Here is a 23,913-nt window from a genome sequence, read left to right as displayed (position 1 = left end):
GCGCCCGGCCCGACCGTCCAGCCTCCGGACAGGCGATGGACCGGAGACGGACCGGCGACGGACCGGCGACGGACAGAACAGCACGTGACGCTTCGTTCACGTGGCGCGCACGGCAAAAAGGTTGTGTTGACTGTCTATAGAAATCGAAACGAACTCAAAGTTAACTTGAAGTTTGTGTCATCTAAAGATCGCCGCGTGAAGCGCATCCTCCTCAGGTCGGGAAAGAGTCCCTACGACGTCGTCACCGTCGAGGAGGCCCTGCACCGGGACGTCATCGCCACCAATTCGGGCAACCTGATCTTCAGCGATGCCGCCCACAAGATCCTCGAGACGCCGGGAACCGAGGTCGTCTCGAACGGCATGCCCTCCGACGTCTCCGCCGCCGCACGCATCAACGAGGAGTACGACGCCTTCGTCGTACCGCTCGCCAACGCCTTCCGGCCGTCCTTCGAGAGCGCGCTGAAGCGGATGACGCGGCTGATCTCGAAGCTGCACATCCCGGTGGTCGTGCTCGGCGTCGGCGCGCAGACCGGGGTGAGCTACAACCCGGAGCGGCTGAAGCGGATGGAGCCGACCGTGCGCGCGTTCTGCGCGGCGGTGCTGGAGCGCAGCGCGTCTATCGGCGTACGGGGCGAGTTCACCGAGCAGTACCTGAAGGACATGGGCTTCAAGGACGTCGAGGTCATCGGCTGTCCTTCGCTGTTCATGTACGGCGAGCGGCTCCCGGTGCACAAGAAGGCACTGGAGTTGACGCCCCAGTCGCGGATCGCGATCAACGGCTCGCACAGTGCCGTACGCACGCAGGGCCTGGGCCGGATCATCACGCGCACCCACGAGCGCTATCCGAATCTGCGTTTCGTCGGCCAGAACCTCAGTGACGCACGGCAGCTGCACTGGCGCGATCTGTCGGATCCCAACGCCGCGTTGACCGGGATGCCGACCCATCCGGACCATCCGATGTTCCACGAGGACAAGGTGCGGGTCTATGTCGACCCGGTCACCTGGATCGACGATCTGCGCTCGTTCGACTTCTCCTTCGGATCGCGCATCCACGGCAACATCGCGGCGCTGCTGGCCGGTACGCCGGCCACCGTGCTGTGCGGTGACTCGCGGACGCTGGAACTGTGCCGTTACTTCGGGATTCCGCACCGGCGGCTGGACCGGGCGGTGAAGGATCCCGAGTCGGCGGACCCGGCGAAGCTGTACGCGGAGGCCGACTTCGGCGGACTGGTCGGCGGCCACCGGGAGCGTTTCGAGCGGTTCACCGGGTTCCTCGACAAGAACGGGCTGGAGAACACCTTCACGCACGGCGACGGCGGGGCCGCCTTCGAGGAGCAGATGCGGACGCTGGCGTTCCCTGCGGGGATCCGCCCCTGGAACGACGCGGACGTCGACTCGCTCACCTCGCGTTTCGGCTGGCTGCACAGCCGTATCGACGAACTGTCGCTGGACAACGCCCGGCTGGAGCGGGAACTGGCGCGTGCCGGGGCCCGCGCCGCGAAGGCGACCGCCACGCAGCAGTCGGCCTCGGTCTACCGGCGCGCCAGGCGGGCCGTCGGCAGGCCGATCCGGCGGGCGCTGGGGTCGGGCGGATAGGCGCGCGGGGCCGGGGGCCGGGTCAGGCGGCCGCGGGCTTCACGTCCCGGGCGGGCAGCGACCGCCGCAGCTTGCGCAGCGCGCGCCGCAGGAAGGTGTTGGCGGCCTCCTCGCGGTAACCCTCGACGGCGCGGGCCTCGCGGGGTTCGGCGAGGTAGATCCAGTCGGGGACGCCGGCCGCCTCGGAACGGAAGTGCGGGTAGCCGAGGTAGACGCTGGTGCCGCGGTTCTCCAGGACCGCGGCAGGCTGCTTCCCGGCCCGTACGAACTCGAGGACGTCCGGGAGGAGTTCGGTGCGCCGGGCGGCGACCAGGTGCAGCTGGAGCCGCTCGTGGACCTTGAGGCGGCGGGCCACCCCGGGGTTCCAGTGGGCGTCCAGCAGCGGCTCGGCGAGCTCCAGTTTGTGCTGCCGCACCTCGTCGGTGTCCTTGAGGAACCGGGGGCCGAACTGCGGAAGCAGCGTGACCTTGAACGGCCGGACCATGAGGCTGTCGCGCCGCGGACCCGCCGGGACCATCTCGGCGATCAGGTTGATCAGGGCGCGCGCGGAGTCGAAGCGGAGGGTGTAGCCGCCGCTCTTGGTGACGTGTTTGCCGTCCTCGCGGCCGACGAGGTAGTAGCAGGGGTAATCGGCGACGACCGAGACGCCGTCGGCGCGCAGATAGGCCTCCATGGTGAACAGCGCGTCCTCGCCCGTCCACAGGGACTCGTCGAACCGCATGCCGTGGCGTTCCAGCAGGGCTCGGCGGAAGAGTTTCTGGGCGCTGAGCGTGAACTTGACGTTGGAGGAGAAGACGTCGGTACGGTCGAGCGTCCTCCCCCACATCGACTGCGGGGGTTTGCGGTTGATTCCCTCGACCTTGCCGACGACGACGTCGGTGCCGTTCTTGTCGGCCATGGCGACCATGCGCTCCAGGGCCTCGTCACCGAGCCGGTCGTCGGCGTCCAGGAAGAACACGTAGCGGCCGGCGGCCTTGGTGAGGCCGACGTTGCGCGGGCCGCTGGGGCCACCGGAGTTCTCCTGGCGGATCACGGTCACCGGCAGGGCGGCGCGGGCCGCGAACTCCTCCAGGTACTCCCCCGTACCGTCGGTCGATCCGTCGTCGACGGCGATGACCTCCATGCGGGCCGCGTCGAGGGTCTGGCGCTCGACGGAGGCCAGGCACTCGACCAGGTACGGCATCGCTTCGTACGCCCCGATGATCACGGTCACATCAGGCTGCGCAACGACGGTCACGTTTCCCCCTAGTCAATGGTGCGTTCCCCCTGCGTCACCTCGATCGCAACGTCTTAGATGTCCGATCGGTGCGACAGGTTGCCCTGGAAGGCACGCTCAGTGGCCCAATTCACATGACGAACGGGCTGCCGGGTGGTGTACAGCGGGTTACACCGGACAGTACGGGCGCGCGGTAAGAGCTGCTCAACGTGAACGGCGAAGCATGGGTAAGAAGACATCCGCGCATTCCTAAGCAGAGGTAAGAGAACGCGGCACGAGAGCGAGAACGCCGGACGGGCTCGGTCCCAGGGGACTTCTCCCCCGTGACCGAGCCCGTTCGCTGTCGTGGCGGAGGTCAGCCGGCGGTAGCGCCCTCCGCCTCGCCTGCGGTCGTCCGCGGCTTTCCCCCGGGCAGCGCCTCGGCGAGTTCGGCCGCCTCGGGGTCGCCGGCCGCGATCCGGGCCTCCTGGCCCAGGTTGCGGGTCTCGGCCTTGTGGGCGAGCGCGGCCACCGCGTCGTTGAACTGCTCGATGGAGGTCGGCTCGTCCGGCCCGAGCAGGTAGTGCTTGAGTTCGTCCCGGTCCACGGCCAGCGGATCGTCCGACGGGTCGCGTACGGCGTCCAGCAGGCCGCCGAGTTCCTTGGCGCTGTTGGAGAGGATCACGGCGGCGCGCACGGCGGTGTTCGCCCGCTTGAACTCCTCCACGCCGACGCCGGCCGAGTCGGTGACGGCGTACGGCTTGCCGCTCGCGATGAAGTCGGAGACCACGCTGGAGATGTCGGAGACCATCGCGTCGGAGACGTTGAAGCAGTCGTACAGGCGGGGTTCGGCACCCGTGATGACGGCGTGCTGGTACGACGGCAGGGCCTGCCAGTAGGAGTCGTTCCAGGCGGCGCGCAGCCGGGCGATCTCCTCGTGCTTCGTCAGGTCGACGACGTCGTCGCGGCTGGCCTCGGCCTCGTCGCGCTTGTCGTCGCCGGTGCCGGCCAGTTCGGTCAGGCGGGTCTCGATGCGGGTCAGTTCGGCCTGCGCCGCCGCCTGGGCGGCCGGGTCGGCGGTGAAGCGGGCATCGGCGGCGCGGGCGGTGGCGGCCTTCTGGACGAGGGCGGTGACGCGCCGGTGGGCGGCGCCGGCCTCGGCGCTGACGGTGCCGGTGAAGGGGTGCGGCTTGTAGAGGACGCGGACCGGCGGGTCGGCCTTGACCAGCTTCTTCACGATGTTCTCGCCGGCGAGAACGAGGGAGGTGTTGCCGGGGTTGTCGTCCCAGCCCTCCCAGGTGGGCGCGTAGAGCACGGTGGGGATACGGCCGTCGGGGACGCCCTGCCGGCTCTGGATGGGGGCCAGCTGGGGGCGGCCGACCTCGACGATGTCGTCGTCGCGGACGCCGACGTCGGCGATGGCGTAGCGGTCGCGGCCCGCGCGGCCCGCGGTCCACACCTCGTCGTACACCTTGCTGAACGGGTTGACGCTGGCCAGCTTGTCGCTGTCGCCGTGGCCGATGAAGACGTGCTTCATCGTGGGGACGCGCAGCAGGTGGATGTTCTTGCCGACGTTGGCCGCGTAGAGGGCGACGCGGACCGTGGAGAGGTCCATGTTCATCAGGTGCACGCCGCCGGGCACGCAGACGACGGGGACGGTGGTCGGCGCGAGGTTCTGCATGATGACCCGCTCGCGCAGCAGGATCAGCGGACGGGACTCCAGCTGTTCCATCGTCTCCAGCCACATGTTGAGCTGGTAGGCGGAGTCCTTGGAGCCGGAGAAGTACAGCACGGTCCCGGGCCGGTACTCGGCGAGCCAGTCGTCGACGGCCGCCAGTACGGTGTCGGCGTCCGGCGGGGTCTTGCGGCCGCGCACGTACGGCATCAGCACCAGTACGTACAGGCAGCCCAGGGCGAGGGTGACGCCGATGCCGACGAAACCGGCGACCGCGCTGTCCGTCGCCGCCGAGACCAGCAGGCCGACGACGGCCGCGAGGTCGAGGTGGAGCATCTTCTCGGCGGAGCGGTCGAGCAGGCCACGCGGCGGGGCGTCCGGGATGCGGATGCGGGACTTCAGGTCGACGTTGCGGGTGGCGACCGGCATCCGGCGGCGGTTGCGGATCAGGGTGACCAGCGCGCCGTGCGGGGCCTGCAGGCCGTAGAAGGCGATGAAGCAGGCGATCGCGCCGTAGAAGACCAGGCCGTTCGAGAGGTCCATCCTGGCCAGCAGCAGGATCAGCAGCAGCTGCCGGATCAGGAAGCGGATCGACAGGCCGGCCCGGACCTTGCTCAGGCGGTTGACGAGGTAGCTGCCCTTGCGGTGCAGGTAGTGGTCCGCCAGGTACGTGACGGCGGCCGCGGCCGCGAAGGCGTAGACGCTCGGGACGAGCGCAGCGACCATGAGGACCGGGAAGCCCAGCATCATGAGTGCCGCCGCGGCCAGCTCGGCCGCGCTGCCCACTCGGGCGACGCGAATAGCGGTGGATATCACGGAGAACCTTTTGCTGACAAAAAGGCCTGAATTCGACCTTGCGGACAATCTGGGAGGTGGTCGATCCGGGTTCTACGGGTTCAGGCCCCTGCGATTGCTCCGCGAACGCGCAACCACAGAGGCCTGAATTACAGATGACTAATGGCTGTCGATTATGCCACGCCGTCCTGTCGGTCCAGGACGCTGGCCAGGGCCTGGTCGAAGCCGGAGGCCTGCCCGGCGGCCGCCGTCGGGTCCTGCTGGCGGACGTCGATGACATGGCCGGTGAGTTCGGAGAGCAGCACGTCGAGGGAGGTGCGGGCGACGGCTTCGGAGGAGAGCAGCGAGCCCGTCGGCTCCTGGCCGAACGCCTTGGTGCGCATCGGGGTGGCGGTGCGCTCGGGGTTGATGCAGTTGACGCGGACGCCGTCGCCGGCCCACTCGTCGGACAGGGCCTGGGTGAGGTTCACCATGGCGGCCTTGGTCGAGGAGTAGAGGCTGTACTCGGCGCGGCCGCGGGTGTAGCTGCTGGAGGTGTAGAGCAGCAGCTGGCCCTGGGTCTCGGCGAGATACTTGTAGCTGGAGCGGGCGATCTGCACCGGGGCCAGGTAGTTGACCTTCAGCGCCTCCTCGATGGTGGCGTTGTCGGTCTCGGCGAGCTTGCCGATGCGCAGCACGCCCGCGGTGTTGACGACGTAGTCGATCCGGCCGGTCTCGGCGTACGCCTTGGAGAGCGCGTCGTCGACCTCCTCCGGGTTCTCCACGTGGGTACCGGTGGTGGAGCGGCCCAGCGCGTAGACGTTCGCGCCGTAGGACTCGGCGAGTTCGGCGATGTCCTTGCCGATGCCGTACGAGCCGCCGAAGATCACCACGGTCTTGCCGGTGAGGAGCTCGCGGTAGGCGTCCTCGCCGTTCTGCTCGGGGGCGGCGGTGGATGCGAGCTGGAAGAGCTTGTCGGCGATGAAGACGTCGACGGGCTGGGTGACCTTCATGTTGTACTCGTCGCCGGCGACGACGTGGATCGGCACGTCCGGCAGGTACTTGAGGACGACGGAGCAGTCGTCGGTGGCCTGGAAGTTGGGGTCGCCGTCGGCGACCTCGTAGGCCCGCTTGATCGTGGACAGCTTGAACGCCTGCGGGGTCTGGCCGCGGCGCAGCCGGGAGCGGTCCGGGATCTCGGTGATGAACTCGCCGTCCCCGCCGTGGGTCCGCGTGACGATGATGGTGTCGGCGGACGGGATGGCGACGTCGACGGCCTCGTAGCGCTCCAGCGCGGTCACGCAGTCGTCGATGACGCGCCGTGACAGCAGGGGGCGTACGGCGTCGTGGAAGAGGACGTTGAGGTCCTCGCCCTCGGCCAGGCCCTCGCCGAGCGCCTCGATGGCGCGCTCGGTGGTCTCGTTCCGCGTGTTGCCGCCCTCGATGATCTTCTTGACCTTCGCGAACCCGGCCTTGGCGACGATCTTCTCGACGTCCGCGACGTAGCCCGGTGCCATCAGCACGATGATGTCGTCGATCGAGTCGGCCTTGTCGAAGGTGGCCAGGGTGTGCTCGATGACGGCCTTGCCGGCGATCTTCAGCAGTTGCTTGGGGATCGACAGACCCACCCGCTGACCGGTGCCACCGGCCAGGATCACTGCGGTGGTTCGGGGCTTGGCTATGTGCTGGGACACAGGTGACCTACCTTGGGGCATCAGGGAACCTGGAAATGGTCCCACTTCCGGTAACCGCTGTGCAAGGTGAGCGCCGTCCACTGCATATGTGCCCGCAACCTTTCATTCACCTTGCGTCGCTGGTGATGGGCGCCGCCCGCCGGACCACTGGAAGAGTTCCGCGAATTTGCTGTGAGTAACTACACAGGTCATTCCGATTGCTGTGCGTGACCCGGTGCACGTCTCAGCAGCACTACGCCGTGCCTCGGGGACGACTTAGCCGCGCTAAGCCGTCCTCGCGGCTCGGCCTCCCGGCACCACCTCACCGGCGTCGCAGCTTCTTCAGACATCGGTGCCCCAGGATCCGCACCAGTTCCTTCGACGACGTCTGGTGCACGGTGCGGGACTTCGCCTCGGCGGTGTGGCGTACCGGGGCCGCGGCCGCCGCGGCGAGCGCGCCGTAGAGGGCCTGGGCGGCGACCTCGGGGGCGATGCGGGCCTCGGCGGCGGGCGGTCCCGGCTGCGCGGGGATGGCGGGCAGGGCGTAGAGCCGGGCCGGGTCGCCGACGACGCGGACGCCCATGGCGCCGATGCGTTCCACCATCTCGGCGCCGATGCGGCCGGCGGCCTCGACGGCCCAGACGGGGGTGGAGATCTTCACGTCGGCGGCGGTGGGGCTGCACGAGTTCTTCATATGCATGACGGCGCCGTTGCGGACGAGCTTGGAATACAGCTCGTCGGGGAGTCCATTGCCGCGGAATTCCGCGTTGAGCTTTCGCAGCATTTCGGTCTCGGCGAGGGTGAGGGAGCGGTTCGCCGTGTCCGGGACGGGCTGGAGGAGATTCTCGGGAAGTCCGAGGAGGGCTTCGAAGGTGCGCATCAGGCCGCCGCGGTCCCGGTCGTCGACCACGACGACGGTGATCCGGTCCGCGCCGACCGCGCGGACCCAGCGTTCGACGAGCCGGTCGTGCCGGTGCCGGCGCCAGAAGCTGGGGTTGGGCTTCTCGTAGGGGGCTTTGCGGAGCATGTGGTCCAGCCAGTCCTCGTAGCCCATGCGCAGTCCGTTCTGCACGTACTGCTGCCACTGGGAGGGCATGATCCTGGCGAGCGGGCGGAGGGTGACGAGGACGTGGACGCGTTCGCCGCCGAGCTGCTCGACGATGCGGGCGACGGTCTCGTCGTCGGGGGCGTCGGCGAAGAACTCGCTGCTGATCACCGAGGTGCGGGTGCCGGTGGCCTCGACCTGCTGAAGCAGCCGTGTCCAGTGCTTCTCGGTGGGCACGGTGTCGCCCATCATCGCGGGCCGGGCGCAGGCGGCGAGGGCGGCCTCCATCGGGTGCCGGGTGGTCGCCGGGAACACCACACCGTGTTCGGGCAGCCGGTCCTTCACGGCGAACAGGGCGCCCTGGATGGCCGTGGTGCCCGTTTTGTGCGGGCCGATGTGCAGCAGGCGGGTGCCGGCGGGCAGGGCGGCAAGGGGACCGGTGGGGCCTGCGGGGCCTGTAGTGGCGTTGTTCACCGGGGCTTCGCCTCTCGTACAGTCCGTCTCCATGGTTAACGAAAGGTAAGACGTTCACCTTAGGTTCACCTGAGAGGAGCCTGGGACACAGATGAGTCCCAGGCTCCTGTTACACAGACTTGACTTTCGGCGCGCCCGGTTCGCACATGCCACGGCCTGTACGCCCGGTTCGTCTGACGGTGCCGACGGTGCCGACGACGCAGGAAGCCGCCCCCCTTGAGGCCGGGGGCCCGGGTCCTACTCGAACGGGTCGAAGTCGCCGTACTCCCGCAGGGACTCGTCCCGTTCCGCCTCCCGGTCGCGGCGGCGCTGCACGGCGGGCCGCTGTTCCTCGAAGCGGTGGTCCTCGCCACGCCGGCCGAGCATCTCGGCGCCGGACATCATGGACGGCTCCCAGTCGAAGACGACGGCGTTGTCCTCGGGGCCGATGGCGACGCCGTCACCCCCGCGGGCACCCGCCTTCATCAGCTCCTGCTCCACGCCGAGCCGGTTGAGGCGGTCGGCGAGGTAGCCGACGGCCTCGTCGTTGTTGAAGTCGGTCTGGCGGACCCAGCGTTCGGGCTTCTCGCCGCGCACCCGGAAGAGGCCGTCCTCCTCCTGGATGACGGTGAAGCCGGCGTCGTCCACGGCCTTGGGCCGGATGACGATCCGGGTCGCCTCCTCCTTGGGCTTGGCCGCGCGGGCCTGGCCGACCAGCTCGCCGAGCGCGAACGTCAGCTCGCGCAGGCCCAGGTGGGCGACCGCGGACACCTCGAAGACGCGGTAGCCGCGGGCCTCCAGGTCGGGGCGGACCATCTCGGCGAGGTCCTTGCCGTCGGGGACGTCGATCTTGTTGAGGACGACGATCCGGGGCCGGTCGCCGAGGCCGCCGTACTGCTTGAGCTCCTCCTCGATGACGTCGAGGTCGGAGACGGGGTCGCGCTCGGACTCCAGGGTCGCGGTGTCGAGGACGTGGACGAGGACGCTGCACCGCTCGACATGGCGCAGGAACTCCAGGCCGAGGCCCCGGCCCTGGCTGGCGCCGGGGATGAGTCCCGGCACGTCGGCGATGGTGTAGACGGTGGAACCGGCGGTCACCACACCGAGGTTGGGGACCAGGGTGGTGAACGGGTAGTCGGCGATCTTCGGCTTGGCGGCCGAGAGGACGGAGATCAGCGAGGACTTGCCGGCGCTCGGGTAGCCGACCAGGGCCACGTCCGCGACGGTCTTCAGCTCCAGGACGATGTCCCCGAGGTCCCCGGGCACGCCGAGCAGCGCGAAGCCGGGCGCCTTGCGGCGAGCGCTGGCGAGGGCCGCGTTGCCGAGGCCGCCGCGGCCGCCCTGGGCGGCGACGTAGGAGGTGCCGTGGCCGACGAGGTCGGCGAGGACGTTGCCGGCCTCGTCCAGCACCACCGTGCCGTCGGGCACGGGCAGGATCAGGTCCTGGCCGTCCTTGCCGGCCCGGTTGCCGCCCTCGCCGGGCTTGCCGTTGGTGGCCTTGCGGTGCGGGGAGTGGTGGTAGTCGAGAAGAGTCGTCACGGACTGGTCGACGGTCAGGATGACGTCGCCGCCGCGGCCGCCGTTGCCGCCGTCGGGGCCGCCGAGCGGCTTGAACTTCTCCCGGTGTACGGAGGCGCAGCCGTGGCCTCCGTTACCCGCGGCGATGTGCAGCTCGACGCGGTCCACGAAGGTGGTCATGGTGCAGTGCCTCCAGATACTTACGGGGTAATACCTATGTCAACACGCGAAAGGCGGACCCGCCTTCCCGATCGGGAAGTGAGGTCCGCCTCGCGAAACGTTCGGTCTGGGCCCTGAAATCAGGCTCAGGCGACCGGGACGATGTTCACGACCTTGCGGCCACGGTGGGTGCCGAACTGCACCGAACCGGCCTGCAGCGCGAACAGCGTGTCGTCGCCGCCACGGCCGACGCCCGCACCCGGGTGGAAGTGGGTGCCACGCTGGCGGACCAGGATCTCGCCCGCGTTGACGACCTGACCGCCGAAGCGCTTCACGCCGAGGCGCTGAGCGTTGGAGTCACGACCGTTACGGGTGGACGATGCGCCCTTCTTGTGTGCCATCTCTCCTCAGTCCCTTACTTCGCAGCCGCGGGGATCTCAGTGACCTTGATCGCCGTGTACTGCTGGCGGTGGCCCTGACGACGGCGGTAGCCGGTCTTGTTCTTGTAGCGAAGGATGTCGATCTTGACGCCCTTGTGGTGGTCCACGACCTCGGCCTGGACCTTGATGCCGGCCAGGACCCACGGGTCGCTGGTCACAGCGTCGCCGTCGACAACGAGCAGGGTCGAGAGCTCGACCGTGTCGCCAACCTTGGCGGTGGAAATCTTGTCAACCTCAACGATGTCGCCGACAGCAACCTTGTGCTGGCGACCACCGCTGCGCACGATGGCGTACACGCGGATCTCACTCTCTCGCTCGGGAACGGCACCCCCGCAGTCCAGCCGCCCGGCGAACGCGGGCGGCCTCTCCGGAACAGGGTGCGCTCCGGAGGAAGAGGTTTACGGGGATGTGGCACGTCCTCATATCCATGGACACGCCGACGGTCAAGGTTACGGGGCCGCGCGGAGGCGGTCAAACCGGGCCCGTGCCGATCTCCACCACCGACGCCACCGCCGACCCGGTCGCTCCTGAGAAGCGGCTGCGGTTACCCTGTGACCTCCACTCGTGCATCAGTTGGCCACCGGCTGTACACGGATCATTAATGTCGCAGTCAGCATCCCAAAACTGGAGCCAGGTAACAGAGATGTCGATCAAGGTGAGCGTCATCATCCCGGTCTACAACCCGGGAAAGTACATCCAACCCTGCATCGACTCCCTGTTGAGGCAGACGCTTCCCGCAAACGAGTTCGAGGTCCTGTTCGTCGACGACGGTTCGACCGACGAGAGTCCCGCGGAACTGGACGCCCTCGCCGAGAAGCACCCGCATTTCCGGGTGATTCACATACCGAACTCCGGCTGGCCCGGCAAGCCGAGGAACATCGGCGTGGGCGAGGCGAAGGGCGAGTACGTCCAGTTCGTCGACCAGGACGACTACCTGGCCTCCGACGCTCTGCGCCGACTGTACGAGATGGGGCACCGCAACGGATCCGACATCGTCATCGGCAAGGTGGCCAGCAACTTCCGGGGCGTACCGCACGGCGTCTTCAAGGCGGACCGGGAGAAGTGCACCATCCACGACGCGCCGCTGTACGACAGCCTCACGCCGCACAAGATGTTCCGCACGGAGTTCCTGCGCGAGAACAAGATCGCCTATCCCGAGGGCAAGCGGCGCCTGGAGGACCAGCTGTACATGATGGAGGCGTACTTCCCCGCCAAGGTCGTCTCCATCCTCGGCAGCTACACCTGCTACTACTACTCGAAGCGCGACGACGGCAAGAACGCGGGTTCCGCGCGCATCGTCCCGTCGGGTTACTACGGGAATCTCCGTGAGGTGCTCGACGTCGTCATGGCGAACACCGAGCCCGGCGACTTCCGCGACCTGCTGCTGCGCCGTTTCTACCGGGTGGAGATGCTCGGCCGGCTCAGCGAGCCGAACGTCCTCAAGTACGACGAGGCCTACCTCGGCGAGATGCTGGAGGCCGTGCGGCCGCTGGCCGAGGAGTTCATGGGCGAGGGCGTGCGCGACGGGCTCGGCGCCCTCACCCGGGTCCGCTCGACGCTGCTGCGCCGTGACGACGGCGACGGCCTGTTGCGGTTCGCCCGCTTCGGGCTCTCCGTCAAGGGCGCGACCCGGCTGGAGGAGGCCGAGTGGCGGCCCGACGGCAAGCTTGCCGTCACCCTCAGCGCCCGGCTGGTGCACGGCGACGACGCCGAACCGGTCCGCCTGCTGCGCCGCGACGGCCGCTTCTACCTGCACCCCGAGCTGGTCCAGGACGTGCTGGGGGCCGACGAGCTGGTCGACGTCACGGACGAGATGGACCAGTTCAAGGCCGAGATGTCGCTGCGCAACCGCGAGACGGCCGTCGAGTGGCCGTGCGCGGCCGAGTTCACCTCGCAGGTCGAGGACCTCGGCGACGGCGTCTGCGAGGTCGTCCTGCGCGGCAGCGGCGTGGTCAGCCCCCAGGGCGTGAAGGGGCGCGGCCCGGTCTCCAAGGGCTTCTGGGACATCTGGGTCAGCGTCCGGGGCCTCGGTCTGGTCCGCAAGGCCCGGCTCGGCGCCGACCGCGTCGCCGGTGTGGAGACGGAGCTGCGTCCCGCGCTGCTCGGCTCCCCCGCCCGTCCGGTCATCCCGTACTTCACCGACCCGCACGGCAACCTCACCCTGGACGTCGCCCGCCGCAGCAAGAGGCTGGCGCCGTACCTGGAGAACCGCCCCGTGCAGCGGATGCCGGGCAACCGTCCGGAGCTGCGGCTGGACGTGTTCACCCGTCCGAAGACCGCGCCGGCCAAGACCGAGCTGGTCCTCAGCTCCGGGGACGGCGGCGGTACGCACGTGGTGTCCGCCGAGATCCGCAACGTGGCCGGCCGCGCCCACATCGCCGTTCCCGCGCGCGCGGCGTCGGTTCCCGCCGGCCGCTGGAGCCTGGCGGCCCGGCTGGACGGCGAGAAGGACGCGGCCCTGCCGCTGTGCACCGTGACCGTCAGGAGCAACGGGCGGCTGCGGCTCGACGAGGCCCTGCCCGTGGTGGATGCCGAGCTCGTCCGCACGACGGTGTCCAAGCGCCGCAAGGCGGCCCTGCGGCGGCGGCTGCGCGCCGTCGGCGGTCCGGTCGTGCGCAGGCTGCCCGCGCCGGCCCGCAAGAAGCTGCGCGGCCTGGCGGCGCGGCTGACCGGCTGATCCGCCGGACCCACCACGGACACGCACCACGAGAAGGATGTGAACGACATGCGGGAGCTCGGCATCGCCGGCGCCTGGATCCACGAACCGAAGGTCTTTCCGGACGCCCGCGGGAGCTTCCACGAGTGGTTCAAGGGATCGGACTTCGCCGGGGCCACGGGCCATCACCTGAATCTGGCACAGGCCAACTGTTCGGTCTCCAGCCGCGGCACCCTGCGCGGCATCCACTTCGCCGACGTACCGCCCAGCCAGGCCAAGTACGTCAAGTGCGTACGTGGCGCCGTGCTGGACGTCATCGTCGACATCCGTACGGGCTCACCCACGTACAGGCAGTGGGAAGCCGTGCGGCTGGACGACGTGGACCACCACTCGGTCTACCTTTCCGAGGGGCTCGGGCACGCCTTCATGGCGCTGACCGACGACGCCACCGTGGTGTACCTGTGCTCCGAGGGGTACGCCCCGCAGCGCGAGCACGGCATCCACCCGCTCGACCCCGCGCTGGGCATCGAGTGGCCGTCGGGGCTGACCCCGGTGCTGTCCGAGAAGGACGCCGCGGCGCCGTCCCTGGCCGAGGCCGAAGCCCAGGGCCTGCTGCCGTCCTACGAGGCCTGCCAGGCCTACCTGGCGGAGCTGCGCGCCTGAGACCGGTATGACGAGGGGGCCTCGCGGATCTTCCGCGGGGCCCCCTCGTCCTTGTCCTCCTGCGGCTCAGCCGCCCAGCGCCGCGATCTGCCCCCGCAGCCGCTCGAAGCCCGCGCGCGGACGACGCAGGTTCCGGGCCCTGATCAGGGCGGGCCAGAAGTCCGCCGCCAGCAGCGCCTCCGGCCGCGCGGCGTGCTTGCGCACCAGCACCTCGTCGGGGACCGCCTGCGGATCCGGGGTGACGTACTCCTTGAGGATGTCGTCGTACGCCTCCTTGAGCACCGTGTTCTGCGGATCGGCCCCGAAGACCACGGCGACACCGGTCGGGGCGGTGTCGACCTCGAGGACGACCAGGTCGGGGCGGTACCTGCGCAGGACCGTCACGAGTTTGTAGACGTCGCCGGTCCAGTACTTGGTGTGCCGGTCGCGCGCCGCCTCGTCCACGTCGCGGGGCAGCATGTCGTCGAGGACGATCACGCTCGACCAGCGTGAGTGGCGTTCGACGTTCATGAAGTCGCGCAACGCGTACTCGAAGAGGTGCATGCCGTCGATGAACGACAATTCCAGCGTGGGATCGCCTCCGAGCACCCCGAGCGGGTCGCGGCGGGCGAGGGCGCGGAAGGGGTTGCGGCCTCGCCGCAGGTGCACCAGCGGGTCCTTGCGGGCGAAGAAGTCGTCACTGGTCGACTGGACCAGGTGAACATCGCAGCTGATCGACGTCACCACCTTGAAGGCCGGGTCGATCGCCACGGACGCCACGCGCGAGAGCGCCAGACTGCGGCCGTCATTGACGCCGATCTCCAGATAGTTGCGCGGGCGGTAGACACGGTGCAGTCCACGCAGCAGTTCATGACGGTTCACTGGAGCGGCCTTTCGTCGTAATTCCGCTGTTCGGGTTCCCGGCGAAGTTACTCGTTGACAAGCGTGCGCGTAACCTTTCCCCTCAATTTACCGAGCGTTCCCTGTGCGCCCGACGGCGGGTGGGGGGGCGAGCTTGGGCCGCCGCACGCGGGTGCCGCGGTGATCGGCCGCGCTGGTACTGCGCTGATCGGCCGCGGTGGTGCCGACGGACTCGTCGGCCACGAGGGGCACGGGGCGCTGGAGCAGGCGCTGGCGCAGGCGCTGGAGCGGTCCGTCGATCCGGCGTCGACCCGGCGCACATGCGATCGGCTCCCGGTCGTGGGACCGGGAGCCGATGGCTGGGGCGTGGGACGGGGGCCGTCAGTCCTCGTCGGAGGCGGTGGCGACCGTGGTGGTCTTCTTCGCCGTCGACTTGGCGGCGGCCGTCTTGGCGGTCTTGGCCGCCTTCTTGGCCGTCGTCTTCTTCGCCGCCGTCTTCTTGGCCGTCGTCTTCTTCGCGGCCGTCTTCTTCGCCGCGGTCTTCTTGGCGGCCGTCTTGCGGGCCGTCTTCTTGGCCGGCACGGCCTCCTCGACGCCCTCCTCGGCAGCCTCGGTGGGAGCCTCCTCGGCCGCCGCCGGCGTCTCCGCCGACGGTACGACCACGACGGCCGCTTCCTCGGACGCGGTCGGCGCGGTGGCCTTGCGCACCGCACGGCGGCGCGGGCGGGCCGGAGCGGCGCTCTCGGCGGCCGCGGCCGCCTCGGGCTCCGCGACCGGTTCCGGCGCCGTCTCGGCGACCGTCTCCGTCACCGCCTCCGCGACGGTCTCCGTCACCGGGGCGCTCTCGGCGACGACCGTCACCACGGTCGCCTCGGCACCGGCCGGGGAGCCGGCGGGCGCCGACACCTTCCGGGTGGCGCGCCGACGCGTACGGCCCTTGGGAGCGGTCTCCTCGGCGGCCGGGGCCTGAGCGGCCTCGACGACCAGGTCCTCCGCGGCGACCGGCTCGGCGTGCGCCGTGGCGGCCGGCTCCGGCAGCACCGGACGCTCCGCCTCGACGGCGGCCGGTACGTCCTGCGCGGTCTCGGTGCGTGCCGTACGGCCCTTGGGCGCGCCGGCCGGAGCCGAGGCCCGGCGGCTCGCCCGGCGGCGGGTACGGCCGCGGCCGGCCGCGGCCTCCGCCTCGGCGACGCTGCTGTACAGCTCCTCGTCCGGCGCGAAGTCGGGCGCGGGCAGTGCGACGGGCCCGGCGGCCTCGGCCGCGACCTCCGCCGCCGTCTCGACCGCGTGGACGGCCTCGGCGTGCTCGACGGCCCCGTCGGCCACGACCTCGTGCGTCTCGTGCACGTCGTGGTCGTGCTCGTGTCCGTCGCCGCCGCGCCCGCGCTTCTTGCGCTTGCCGCCGCCACCGCCGCCACCGGAGCTGGGCTGCTCCATGTGGACGATGACGCCACGGCCGTTGCAGTGCACGCAGGTCTCGGAGAAGGACTCCAGGAGGCCCTGTCCGACGCGCTTGCGGGTCATCTGGACGAGCCCCAGCGAGGTCACCTCGGCCACCTGGTGCTTCGTACGGTCCCGCCCGAGGCATTCGAGCAGGCGCCGCAGCACCAGGTCCCGGTTGGACTCCAGGACCATGTCGATGAAGTCGATGACGATGATGCCGCCGAGGTCGCGCAGCCGCAGCTGGCGGACGATCTCCTCGGCCGCCTCCAGGTTGTTGCGGGTGACGGTCTCTTCGAGGTTGCCGCCCTGGCCGGTGAACTTGCCGGTGTTGACGTCGACGACGACCATCGCCTCGGTCCGGTCGATGACCAGCGAACCGCCGCTCGGCAGCCAGACCTTGCGGTCCAGTGCCTTGGACAGCTGCTCGTCGATCCGGTAGGTGGCGAAGACGTCGACCTCGGAGGTCCACTTCGACAGCCGTCCCGCGAGGTCGGGCGCGACGTGCGAGACGTAGCCGTGGACGGTCTCCCAGGCCTCGTCACCGCTGACGACGACCTTGGAGAAGTCCTCGTTGAAGATGTCGCGGACGACCCGGACGGTCATGTCGGGCTCGCCGTACAGCAGCGTCGGGGCGTTGCCGTTCTTCGACTTCTTCTGGATGTCCTCCCACTGCGCCTGGAGCCGTTCGACGTCGCGGTGCAGTTCGTCCTCGCTGGCGCCCTCGGCGGCGGTGCGCACGATGACGCCCGCGTCCTCGGGGACGATCTTCTTGAGGATGGTCTTCAGGCGTGCGCGCTCGGTGTCGGGCAGCTTGCGGCTGATGCCGGTCATCGAGCCCTCGGGGACGTACACGAGGTAACGGCCGGGCAGGGAGACCTGGCTGGTCAGACGGGCGCCCTTGTGGCCGATCGGGTCCTTCGTCACCTGGACGAGCACGGACTGGCCGGACTTGAGGGCGGCCTCGATACGGCGCGGCCCGTTGGCCATGCCGAGTGCCTCGAAGTTGACCTCGCCGGCGTAGAGGACGGCGTTGCGGCCCTTGCCGATGTCGATGAAGGCGGCCTCCATCGACGGCAGCACGTTCTGGACCTTGCCCAGGTAGACGTTGCCGACGTACGAGGTGGCCTGCTCCTTGTTGACGTAGTGCTCGACGAGCACGCCGTCCTCCAGGACGCCGATCTGGGTGCGGTCGCCGTGCTGGCGTACGACCATCACGCGTTCGACGGCCTCGCGGCGGGCGAGGAACTCGGCCTCGGTGATGATCGGGACGCGTCGGCGACCCTGCTCGCGGCCCTCGCGGCGGCGCTGCTTCTTGGCCTCCAGGCGGGTCGAGCCCTTGATGGACTGGACCTCGTCGGACGGCTCGGAGGGCTTGCGGGGTTCACGGACCTTGACGACCGTGCGCTCCGGGTCGCCCTCGCCGGGCTCGTTGTCGGGGGTGTCCCCGGCCCGACGGCGGCGGCGCCGGCGACGGCGGCTGCTGGAGGACGACATGCCGGCCTCGTCGTGGGCCTCCTCGTCGTCCTCTTCCTCCTGCTCGGCGGTGTCCTCGGCGTCCTGCTCGGCCTGCTCGGCGGCGAGCTCGTCGGTGCCGTCGTCGCCACCCTCGCCGTCGGCGGCGTCACCGCGACGGCGGCGCCGGCCACCGCGACGGCGGCGTCGGCGGGAGCCGGACTCCTCGGCCTCGTCCTCGCCGTCGGCGAGGTCCTCGGCGGACTCCTCCGGCTCGTCGGTCTCGTCCTCGGCGGTGGCCTCGGTGACCGGGGCCTCCTCCGCGGCGCCCCGGCGGCGGCGCCGGCGGCGCGAACCGGCCTCGGCCTGCTCGGCCGGCTCGGCGGCGAACGCCGTGGCAGGAGAAGAAGCAGAGGTGGCAGAGGTGACGGGGGCAGCGGTGACCGCCGCGAACTCCTCCGGTTCCTCGGCGCCTGCCGCCGACGCGGCCGCCTCGGCGGCGGCGCGCTGCGGGGTCTGGAACTTCGGCTCGGTGAACACGGGCGCCTGGAAGACGGCGACGGCGGGGCGGGCCGGGCGGCGCTGCGGCTCCTCCTCCTCGGCGCCGGTCCGGGCGGCGGGCGCGGAGAACCCGGTGGCGGCCTGCCGCACGACGCGACGCCTGCGGCGCGGCGCCTCGGCCTGCTCGGCGGACTCGGCCGGCTCGGCGGCCGGGGTCTCGGCGACCGCCGCCTGCGGCTCCTCGGCGGTGGCCGTCCCGGCGGCAGCGGCCTCGGGCGCACCGGCGGGCGCGGACACCCGGCGGGTGGCGCGGCGACGGGTACGGGGAACGGACGCGGTCTCTTCAGGAGCCTCGGCGGGCTCAGTCGCCTCGACGGGCTCAGTCGCCTCGACGGGCTCAGTCGCCTCGACCGCCTCGGCAGACGCGGCGGTCTCCGTACCGGCCTCGGCTGCGACGGCCGCGGCCTCTTCGGCCGCCTCGGCGGCCTCCGGGGCACCGGCGGGTGCGGACACCCGGCGGGTCGCCCGGCGACGCGTCCGCGGAGCGGGCGCGGCCTCCTCAACGGCTCCCACGGGCTCGACGGCGTCGGTGGCCTCGACCGTCTCAGGGGCCTCGGCCGCCTCGGCGGTCTCCGGCTGCTGTGCCTGCTCCGTCCCCGCCACGGCGGACGGCTCCTCCACCGCGGCCGGCGCGGAGACGCGGCGGGTCGCACGACGACGCGTACGACGCGGGGCGGCCTCCTCGTCACTGTCGGCGGCGGCCTCGGCCGCGGCCGTGCTCTCGGCGGGCTCGGTCACGGCACCGGCAGCACCGGACCCGGCTGCTGCTGCGACGGCGGCAGGTACAACGGTCTCCGCCGCCTCGGCGGCCTCGGCGGGTGCGGACACCCGGCGGGTCGCCCGGCGACGCGTCCGCGGAGCGGGCGCGGCCTCCTCAACGGCTCCCAGGGTCTCGACGGCCTCGGCCGTCTCAGGGGCCTCGGCAATCTCTTCCGTGACCTCTTCCGTCGCTTCGGCGGCGGATTCGAAGGTCTCGGCGGCCGGTATGGCCGGCGCCGTGGTCTCGGCCACGGCCTCGGTCCCGGCGGGCGGTCCCGCGGGGCGGGACGCGGCACGGCGACGCCTGCGCGGCGGCAGGGTGTCGCTGGGGGTGTTCAGTTCGGAGCCCTCGGTGGGCTCGGTCGGTTCGAGCATGCGGGCGTTTCTCCCGTCAGGCTCCCGGGCGCCGCGCCTGGTCCGGCGTCGATCGGTTCGAGCGACCGCCGGTGACGTCCACGGCTCGCGCGATGCGCGGTGCCGCCGTGTGGGGCGCGGGCGCCGCACAGGAGCTCTCTGTGTCCTGTCTCGCCGGTTCCGTACGCCTTGTCGCGGACGGCCTGGCGAAAGTCTGCTGGTCGGTGCGCTGCCCGACCCAGGTGGCTCCCGAGTACGAGGGCGGCGCTACGACGTCCGTCCTTCGCGGGACCTTCCTTACGCCGGCACCGTCGCGGCGGCAGTCGGTTCGGCCTTCGAGAGGGCCTCGGCTGCCTCGCGGTCGGGCGCGAGCGGGTCGGTCACCGTGCCGGTCTCTTCATCGAGCAGCCCCTGCGCCAGCCTGGTCACCGCTGCGGGGACCGGCGGCGCCAGGTCGGCCACGGCGCGGAGACCGGACAGGACGTCGTCGGGTCGTACGGCAGGCGTCACGTGCCGAACAACCAGCCGCAGTATCGCACAGGGCTGGTCGGTCGGCCTATCAGCCGTTTCACTCTGTGTTTCAAGTTGCACGACGGCGGGGCGGGCGTCGAAGGTGCGCACGCCGTTCTTGGTGGTGCGTTGGACCTCGACGGACTCGGTGGCGTTGAACGCCGCGACGGCGTTCTCGGCCTCCGCCGGGTCCTGGCCGGCCAGCCGCAGCTCCCACACGGAGGCGGTGAGCCGGTCGGCCAGTCCGGACGTGTGTGCCTCGACCGCGTCGACGATGTCGAGCCCGGCGGGCAGGGACTCGTCGAGGAGGGCGCGCAGCCGCTCCGGGTCGCGGTGTGCGGTGAGCGCGATCTCCAGGTACTCGGCCTCGCTGCCCGTGCCGGTGGGTGCGGCATTGGCGTACGACACCTTCGGGTGCGGTGTGAACCCCGCCGAGTACGCCATCGGTACCTCGGCGCGGCGCAGCGCACGCTCGAAGGCGCGCTGGAAGTCACGGTGGCTGGTGAACCGGAGGCGGCCGCGCTTGGTGTAGCGCAGTCGGATGCGCTGCACCGCGGGTGCGGGCGGCGGGCCTTCGGGCTGTCGCTTGCCCAGTGTCGTCAGTCCTTCGTGGTTCTTGTGCGTTCTTGTGCGAGGGCCGTACCGCTGTGGGCCGTACGGCTGTGTGCTGCTATCCATCAAGAGTACGTGTGTCGCGGCCCCTGGGTTCCCGGCGGTCCACGGGCGCGGGCCGCTGCGGCTCGCCGAAGAGGGCGCGGCGGAGGTCGGCGCGGGCCTGGCGGACGGCACGGCCGATCGCGCGAGCGGCCTGGGCAGCGGGGCGCAGGACAAGGTCGCGGACGACGTGTCCGACCGGGGTGAGGACGGTCCGGTACACCCACCGCGCGGGCTCCAGGAAGATCCACCGGAAGAGGGTGCCGAGCACCCGTCCGACGGCATGTGCGACGTACCCGGCGGCCCGCCAGGCGTGGCCGAGGGCCTCTCCGATCTCCCTGAGGACGATGCCGAGGACACGGCCGGCCGGGGCGAGGATCCAGCGCCACAGGGCGAGGGCGGGCAGGACCAGGAGCACGCGCGCGGTCCAGTACAGGGCGGTGCCGAGCATGTCGAACACCCGGGCCACGGCCTTCACGGCGGGCGTGAGAAGCCGGACGACCGCGTGACCGATCGGGGTGAGCACGCGCGCGTAGAACCACACGAGCGCATGGCCGACCGGAGGGAACACCCGCGCGCAGAGCCACAGGAGGGCGTGGCCGAGGGGGGTGAGCAGGTGGCGGTACAGCCAGATCAGGGGTACGACGAGGAGCCCGTGGAGAATCCGGCCGATCGCGCGTCCCACCGGGGCGAGGACGTACCGCCACAGGAACCGTGCGGTTGCGGCGAACGCGTCCCAGAGCAGGCGTACCGGCAGCACGACCAGGAAGACGAAGATCCGCACGGGGATTCTGATCGCGACGACCAGGCATCCCTCGGGGTGCTGCGGCTGTGGTTGTGGCGGCCGCTGGGGCCGTTTCTGCATGTCCATGGCCGGAGAGACGTTATCGCGCACCGCGCGGATGCGATCGGCCGGCCTTGATCACCGATCGGCGGCGAGACGATAACGGTTGACCCGCGCACGCCAATCTGATTGGAACCGGCCACGTCGGCTTGATTTGCTGTGGAACCAATCAAGCCTTGATCCCCGGGGGGACGAGTAATGAACTGGTACGTGGACGTACTGAAGAAGTACGTGGTGTTCAGCGGACGCGCGCGTCGGCAGGAATACTGGATGTTCACGCTGATCAACACGATCATCGCGATCGTGCTCATCGCCGTCGGCGCGGCCATCCACTTCAGCGCCCTCGCCGCGATCTACGACCTCGCGGTCCTGCTGCCGAGCCTCGGTGTCGCGGTCCGCCGGCTGCACGACACCGGCCGCTCGGGCTGGGCGATCCTGGTCGGCATCATCCCGCTGGTCGGCTGGATCTTCGTGCTCGTCTGGCTCGCCTCCGACGGCAAGCCGGAGGAGAACCAGTACGGCGTCAACCCGAAGTACGCGGCCGCCGTCTGACCCGCCGTCACCCCGAGGGCCCGCCGGAACCGTCCGGCGGGCCCTCGCCGGTTTCCGCTACGCGGCGGAGGACGAGCTCTTGTTGCGTTCGGTCTGCAGGTGCAGGACCAGGAAGAGCACGCGCAGGAGGTCGTCGGGGAGGGCGTGCAGGCCGGCGGGCAGGACGACGCGGCGGGGCCGCCCGCCCAGCAGGTCGTACTCCACGGAGAGCGGGCCGATCCCGCGCACCCGGCCGCTGAGCCTGGGGTGGTCGATCGGGTACGGCCCGATCCGCCGCGGGATCCCGGACCAGGCGGCGCAGTCGACGTCCCAGGTCCCGAACGTCCTGGGGACGCTGCCCAGGCGGCCGTAGCCGATCTCGACGTCGCCGATCCGGCGCAGCCTGCTGCCGAGCAGGTCGTACTCCAGCGGATGCGGCCCTAGCGTGCGGGGCCGGCCGCCCCACCGGCCGTAGGTGAGTTCGACCTCCCCGATGCTGCGGAGTCGGCCGCCCAGCAGGTCGTATCCCAGTTCCAGTTCCATGTCCGCCAGCTCCCCCGCCGTCCGTCGGTGTTCGACTGCACACTCGTGTTCGGTTTTCCTGATTGTGCGGCCGGTTCGGTACGGCTTCCATGGCGGTCGTGTCACGGTTTCGTCGGCGCCCGGGAGACCCGGTCCATGGCGCGTCAGGGTCGAACAGGGATGCCGACGTCGGCCGCCTTGATCGCGGGCGCGTCGTTGACGCCGTCGCCGGTCATGGCGACGGCGCCGCCCTTCTTCTTCAGCGTCTCGGCGAGCAGCACCTTGTGCTCGGGTGCGACCCGGCCGACGACGCCGATGCCGTCGATCCGGGCGAGCCGTTCGCTCTCCGGCAGGGCGGCGAAGTCCGCGCCCGGCATCGCCTCACCCTCGATGCCGAGCTGCCCGACGATGGCGGCGATGGCGGCGCCAGTGACGGCGCGGTCATGAAGGCGCCTTCTTGCTCTTGGTCTTGTTTTTCGTCTTGTTCTTGTTTTTCGTCTTGTTGTTCTTCGTCTTCTTCCCGTTGTTTCTCTTCTCTCCCGCCTCGTACGGGTCCGGGGCGGCGCCCGCGGGTGCCTCCGCCTCCAGTTCCTCCCTGACCTCGGCGAGTTCGCGCCGTTTCTGGTCGCTGACCTGCGGGTACTGCGGGTCGATGTCCATCAGGGTGTGCACCAGGACGGCGGCTGCGCACACCCGGGCGAACCACTTGTGGTCGGCGGGAACGACGTACCAGGGCGCCCATTGCGTACTGGTGGCGGACAACATCTGTGAAAACGCCCGCTGATAGTCGTCCCAGTAGGCCCGCTCACGCACGTCTGCCGACGAGAACTTCCAGTTCCGCTCGGGTACGTCGATGCGTTTGAGAAAACGGGTGCGCTGTTCTTCCTTCGACAGGTTCAGGAAGATCTTCACGATCCTGAAGCCGTTGTCGGTCAGGTAGCGCTCCCAGTCGTTGATCTCGCGGTAGCGCCGCTCCCACACGTCCGGGCCGCGGGCCGCGTCAGGCAGTTTCTGGCGGCGCAGGTTGTCCGGGTGCACCCGCACCACGAGCACTTCCTCGTAGTGGGAGCGGTTGAAGATGCCGATCTCACCGCGGCCCGGCAGGTTCCGGGAGTAACGCCACAGATAGTCGTGGTCGAGTTCCTCGTTCGAGGGAACCTTGAAGCCGACCACACGCACGCCCTGCGGATTCACTCCGCTCATGACATGGCGGATCGTGCCGTCCTTGCCGCCGGCGTCCAGGGCCTGCAGGCACAGCAGCACCCCGTAGGTGTCCTGGGCGGCCAGCCGCCGCTGGTAGTCGGCCAGCTGCTCGATACCGCTGCGGAGCAGTTCGACGCCGTCCTTCTTCTTGCTGATGCCGGCTCTGAAACCGGGGTCGAAGTCCTCGGCCAGCCGTACCTTGCTGCCGGGCTCCACGCGCAGCGGCTCGATGAACTCCGCGATGCGGTCGGCACTGCCGACTCTGTCAGCTCTGTCGTCACCCATGGCCCACCCGCCCTTCCGGACCGACCATGCTTGCGCCGGCCGCCGGGGACGTCCTCACCCCTCGCGGGTGGTTCGCGCCGTAACGCGGGGTACGGCGGGAAGCCGGCA

Annotated in this window: 17 protein-coding genes and 1 pseudogene; 4 read left to right on the top strand and 14 right to left on the bottom strand. The window is 70.3% G+C overall.

The window, feature by feature from the left end; genetic code table 11:
• Window positions 1–195: 195 nt before the first annotated feature.
• Window positions 196–1,596, top strand: a complete 1,401-nt coding sequence (locus ABT137_RS00905; RefSeq protein ID WP_351700302.1) for a polysaccharide pyruvyl transferase family protein — start codon at window positions 196–198, stop codon at window positions 1,594–1,596.
• A 22-nt stretch (window positions 1,597–1,618) separates the two neighbouring features.
• On the opposite strand, the gene ABT137_RS00900 is transcribed toward ABT137_RS00905, so the two are convergent.
• The 7 genes from ABT137_RS00900 to rplU form a co-directional block, all read right to left on the bottom strand.
• Entirely contained in the window at window positions 1,619–2,779 is a 1,161-nt protein-coding gene (locus ABT137_RS00900; protein ID WP_351701113.1) for a glycosyltransferase family 2 protein, read from the bottom strand.
• A 388-nt stretch (window positions 2,780–3,167) separates the two neighbouring features.
• On the bottom strand, window positions 3,168–5,282 hold the full coding sequence (locus ABT137_RS00895; protein ID WP_351700299.1) for a CDP-glycerol glycerophosphotransferase family protein: 2,115 nt from the start codon (window positions 5,280–5,282) through the stop codon (window positions 3,168–3,170).
• A 152-nt stretch (window positions 5,283–5,434) separates the two neighbouring features.
• The gene (locus ABT137_RS00890) at window positions 5,435–6,934 is read right to left on the bottom strand and encodes a D-ribitol-5-phosphate cytidylyltransferase (protein ID WP_351700296.1); all 1,500 of its coding nucleotides are present in this window, start codon (window positions 6,932–6,934) and stop codon (window positions 5,435–5,437) included.
• A gap of 301 nt (window positions 6,935–7,235) precedes the next feature.
• On the bottom strand, window positions 7,236–8,465 hold the full coding sequence (locus ABT137_RS00885) for a hypothetical protein (RefSeq protein WP_351700294.1): 1,230 nt from the start codon (window positions 8,463–8,465) through the stop codon (window positions 7,236–7,238).
• Between the two features lie 204 nt (window positions 8,466–8,669).
• Window positions 8,670–10,109 carry a GTPase ObgE gene (gene obgE / locus ABT137_RS00880; protein ID WP_351700291.1) on the bottom strand — a complete coding sequence of 480 codons (1,440 nt, stop codon included), beginning with the start codon at window positions 10,107–10,109 and terminating at the stop codon, window positions 8,670–8,672.
• A gap of 125 nt (window positions 10,110–10,234) precedes the next feature.
• Window positions 10,235–10,489, bottom strand: coding sequence for a 50S ribosomal protein L27 (gene rpmA / locus ABT137_RS00875; RefSeq protein ID WP_010041940.1), 255 nt, complete (start codon window positions 10,487–10,489; stop codon window positions 10,235–10,237).
• Between the two features lie 14 nt (window positions 10,490–10,503).
• Window positions 10,504–10,824, bottom strand: coding sequence for a 50S ribosomal protein L21 (rplU, locus tag ABT137_RS00870; RefSeq protein ID WP_007381993.1), 321 nt, complete (start codon window positions 10,822–10,824; stop codon window positions 10,504–10,506).
• A 347-nt stretch (window positions 10,825–11,171) separates the two neighbouring features.
• On the opposite strand from rplU, the gene ABT137_RS00865 reads away from it, so the two are divergent.
• Both ABT137_RS00865 and rfbC read left to right on the top strand, forming a co-directional pair.
• Complete coding sequence (locus ABT137_RS00865) at window positions 11,172–13,205, top strand: glycosyltransferase family 2 protein (RefSeq protein WP_351700288.1); 2,034 nt, start codon at window positions 11,172–11,174, stop codon at window positions 13,203–13,205.
• A 48-nt stretch (window positions 13,206–13,253) separates the two neighbouring features.
• Window positions 13,254–13,847 (top strand): dTDP-4-dehydrorhamnose 3,5-epimerase, encoded by a 594-nt coding sequence (rfbC, locus tag ABT137_RS00860; RefSeq protein ID WP_351700285.1) that lies wholly within the window; start codon window positions 13,254–13,256, stop codon window positions 13,845–13,847.
• Between the two features lie 66 nt (window positions 13,848–13,913).
• Here the strand turns inward: rfbC and ABT137_RS00855 are convergent, their stop codons facing one another.
• The 4 genes from ABT137_RS00855 to ABT137_RS00840 form a co-directional block, all read right to left on the bottom strand.
• On the bottom strand, window positions 13,914–14,708 hold the full coding sequence (locus tag ABT137_RS00855; RefSeq protein WP_351700282.1) for a class I SAM-dependent methyltransferase: 795 nt from the start codon (window positions 14,706–14,708) through the stop codon (window positions 13,914–13,916).
• Between the two features lie 360 nt (window positions 14,709–15,068).
• Window positions 15,069–19,277 (bottom strand): Rne/Rng family ribonuclease, encoded by a 4,209-nt coding sequence (locus ABT137_RS00850; protein ID WP_351700279.1) that lies wholly within the window; start codon window positions 19,275–19,277, stop codon window positions 15,069–15,071.
• 276 nt (window positions 19,278–19,553) lie between these two features.
• Window positions 19,554–20,318 carry a TIGR03936 family radical SAM-associated protein gene (locus tag ABT137_RS00845; protein WP_351700276.1) on the bottom strand — a complete coding sequence of 255 codons (765 nt, stop codon included), beginning with the start codon at window positions 20,316–20,318 and terminating at the stop codon, window positions 19,554–19,556.
• A gap of 118 nt (window positions 20,319–20,436) precedes the next feature.
• On the bottom strand, window positions 20,437–21,291 hold the full coding sequence (locus ABT137_RS00840; protein ID WP_351700273.1) for a hypothetical protein: 855 nt from the start codon (window positions 21,289–21,291) through the stop codon (window positions 20,437–20,439).
• A 171-nt stretch (window positions 21,292–21,462) separates the two neighbouring features.
• Between ABT137_RS00840 and ABT137_RS00835 the strand changes: the two genes are divergently transcribed.
• Window positions 21,463–21,816 carry a DUF805 domain-containing protein gene (locus ABT137_RS00835; RefSeq protein WP_351700270.1) on the top strand — a complete coding sequence of 118 codons (354 nt, stop codon included), beginning with the start codon at window positions 21,463–21,465 and terminating at the stop codon, window positions 21,814–21,816.
• A gap of 57 nt (window positions 21,817–21,873) precedes the next feature.
• Here ABT137_RS00835 and ABT137_RS00830 read toward each other — a convergent pair whose 3' ends face one another.
• The 3 genes and pseudogenes from ABT137_RS00830 to ABT137_RS00820 form a co-directional block, all read right to left on the bottom strand.
• On the bottom strand, window positions 21,874–22,338 hold the full coding sequence (locus ABT137_RS00830) for a hypothetical protein (protein WP_351700268.1): 465 nt from the start codon (window positions 22,336–22,338) through the stop codon (window positions 21,874–21,876).
• A gap of 158 nt (window positions 22,339–22,496) precedes the next feature.
• A pseudogene (locus ABT137_RS00825) lies at window positions 22,497–22,754 on the bottom strand (HAD family hydrolase); the annotation flags it as partial.
• A gap of 4 nt (window positions 22,755–22,758) precedes the next feature.
• On the bottom strand, window positions 22,759–23,805 hold the full coding sequence (locus ABT137_RS00820; RefSeq protein WP_351700265.1) for a polyphosphate kinase 2 family protein: 1,047 nt from the start codon (window positions 23,803–23,805) through the stop codon (window positions 22,759–22,761).
• Window positions 23,806–23,913: the final 108 nt, after the last annotated feature.

It is taken from the genome of Streptomyces sp. NPDC001980, assembly GCF_040296885.1.
Classification (GTDB): domain Bacteria; phylum Actinomycetota; class Actinomycetes; order Streptomycetales; family Streptomycetaceae; genus Streptomyces.
The sequence above is the reverse complement of the archived record's forward strand: the minus strand, read 5'-3'. Positions and strand labels throughout refer to the sequence as shown.

What these genes read in the sequence shown, in the direction of transcription:
- ABT137_RS00900 (WP_351701113.1), bottom strand. Translation starts at nt 2,779, where the DNA reads ATGCCGTACCTGGTCGAGTGCCTGGCCTCCGTCGAGCGCCAGACCCTC.
- ABT137_RS00885 (WP_351700294.1), bottom strand. Translation starts at nt 8,465, where the DNA reads ATGGAGACGGACTGTACGAGAGGCGAAGCCCCGGTGAACAACGCCACT.
- obgE (WP_351700291.1), bottom strand. Translation starts at nt 10,109, where the DNA reads ATGACCACCTTCGTGGACCGCGTCGAGCTGCACATCGCCGCGGGTAAC.
- rpmA (WP_010041940.1), bottom strand. Translation starts at nt 10,489, where the DNA reads ATGGCACACAAGAAGGGCGCATCGTCCACCCGTAACGGTCGTGACTCC.
- ABT137_RS00865 (WP_351700288.1), top strand. Translation starts at nt 11,172, where the DNA reads ATGTCGATCAAGGTGAGCGTCATCATCCCGGTCTACAACCCGGGAAAG.
- rfbC (WP_351700285.1), top strand. Translation starts at nt 13,254, where the DNA reads ATGCGGGAGCTCGGCATCGCCGGCGCCTGGATCCACGAACCGAAGGTC.
- ABT137_RS00850 (WP_351700279.1), bottom strand. Translation starts at nt 19,277, where the DNA reads ATGCTCGAACCGACCGAGCCCACCGAGGGCTCCGAACTGAACACCCCC.
- ABT137_RS00840 (WP_351700273.1), bottom strand. Translation starts at nt 21,291, where the DNA reads ATGGACATGCAGAAACGGCCCCAGCGGCCGCCACAACCACAGCCGCAG.
- ABT137_RS00835 (WP_351700270.1), top strand. Translation starts at nt 21,463, where the DNA reads ATGAACTGGTACGTGGACGTACTGAAGAAGTACGTGGTGTTCAGCGGA.
- ABT137_RS00830 (WP_351700268.1), bottom strand. Translation starts at nt 22,338, where the DNA reads ATGGAACTGGAACTGGGATACGACCTGCTGGGCGGCCGACTCCGCAGC.
- ABT137_RS00820 (WP_351700265.1), bottom strand. Translation starts at nt 23,805, where the DNA reads ATGGGTGACGACAGAGCTGACAGAGTCGGCAGTGCCGACCGCATCGCG.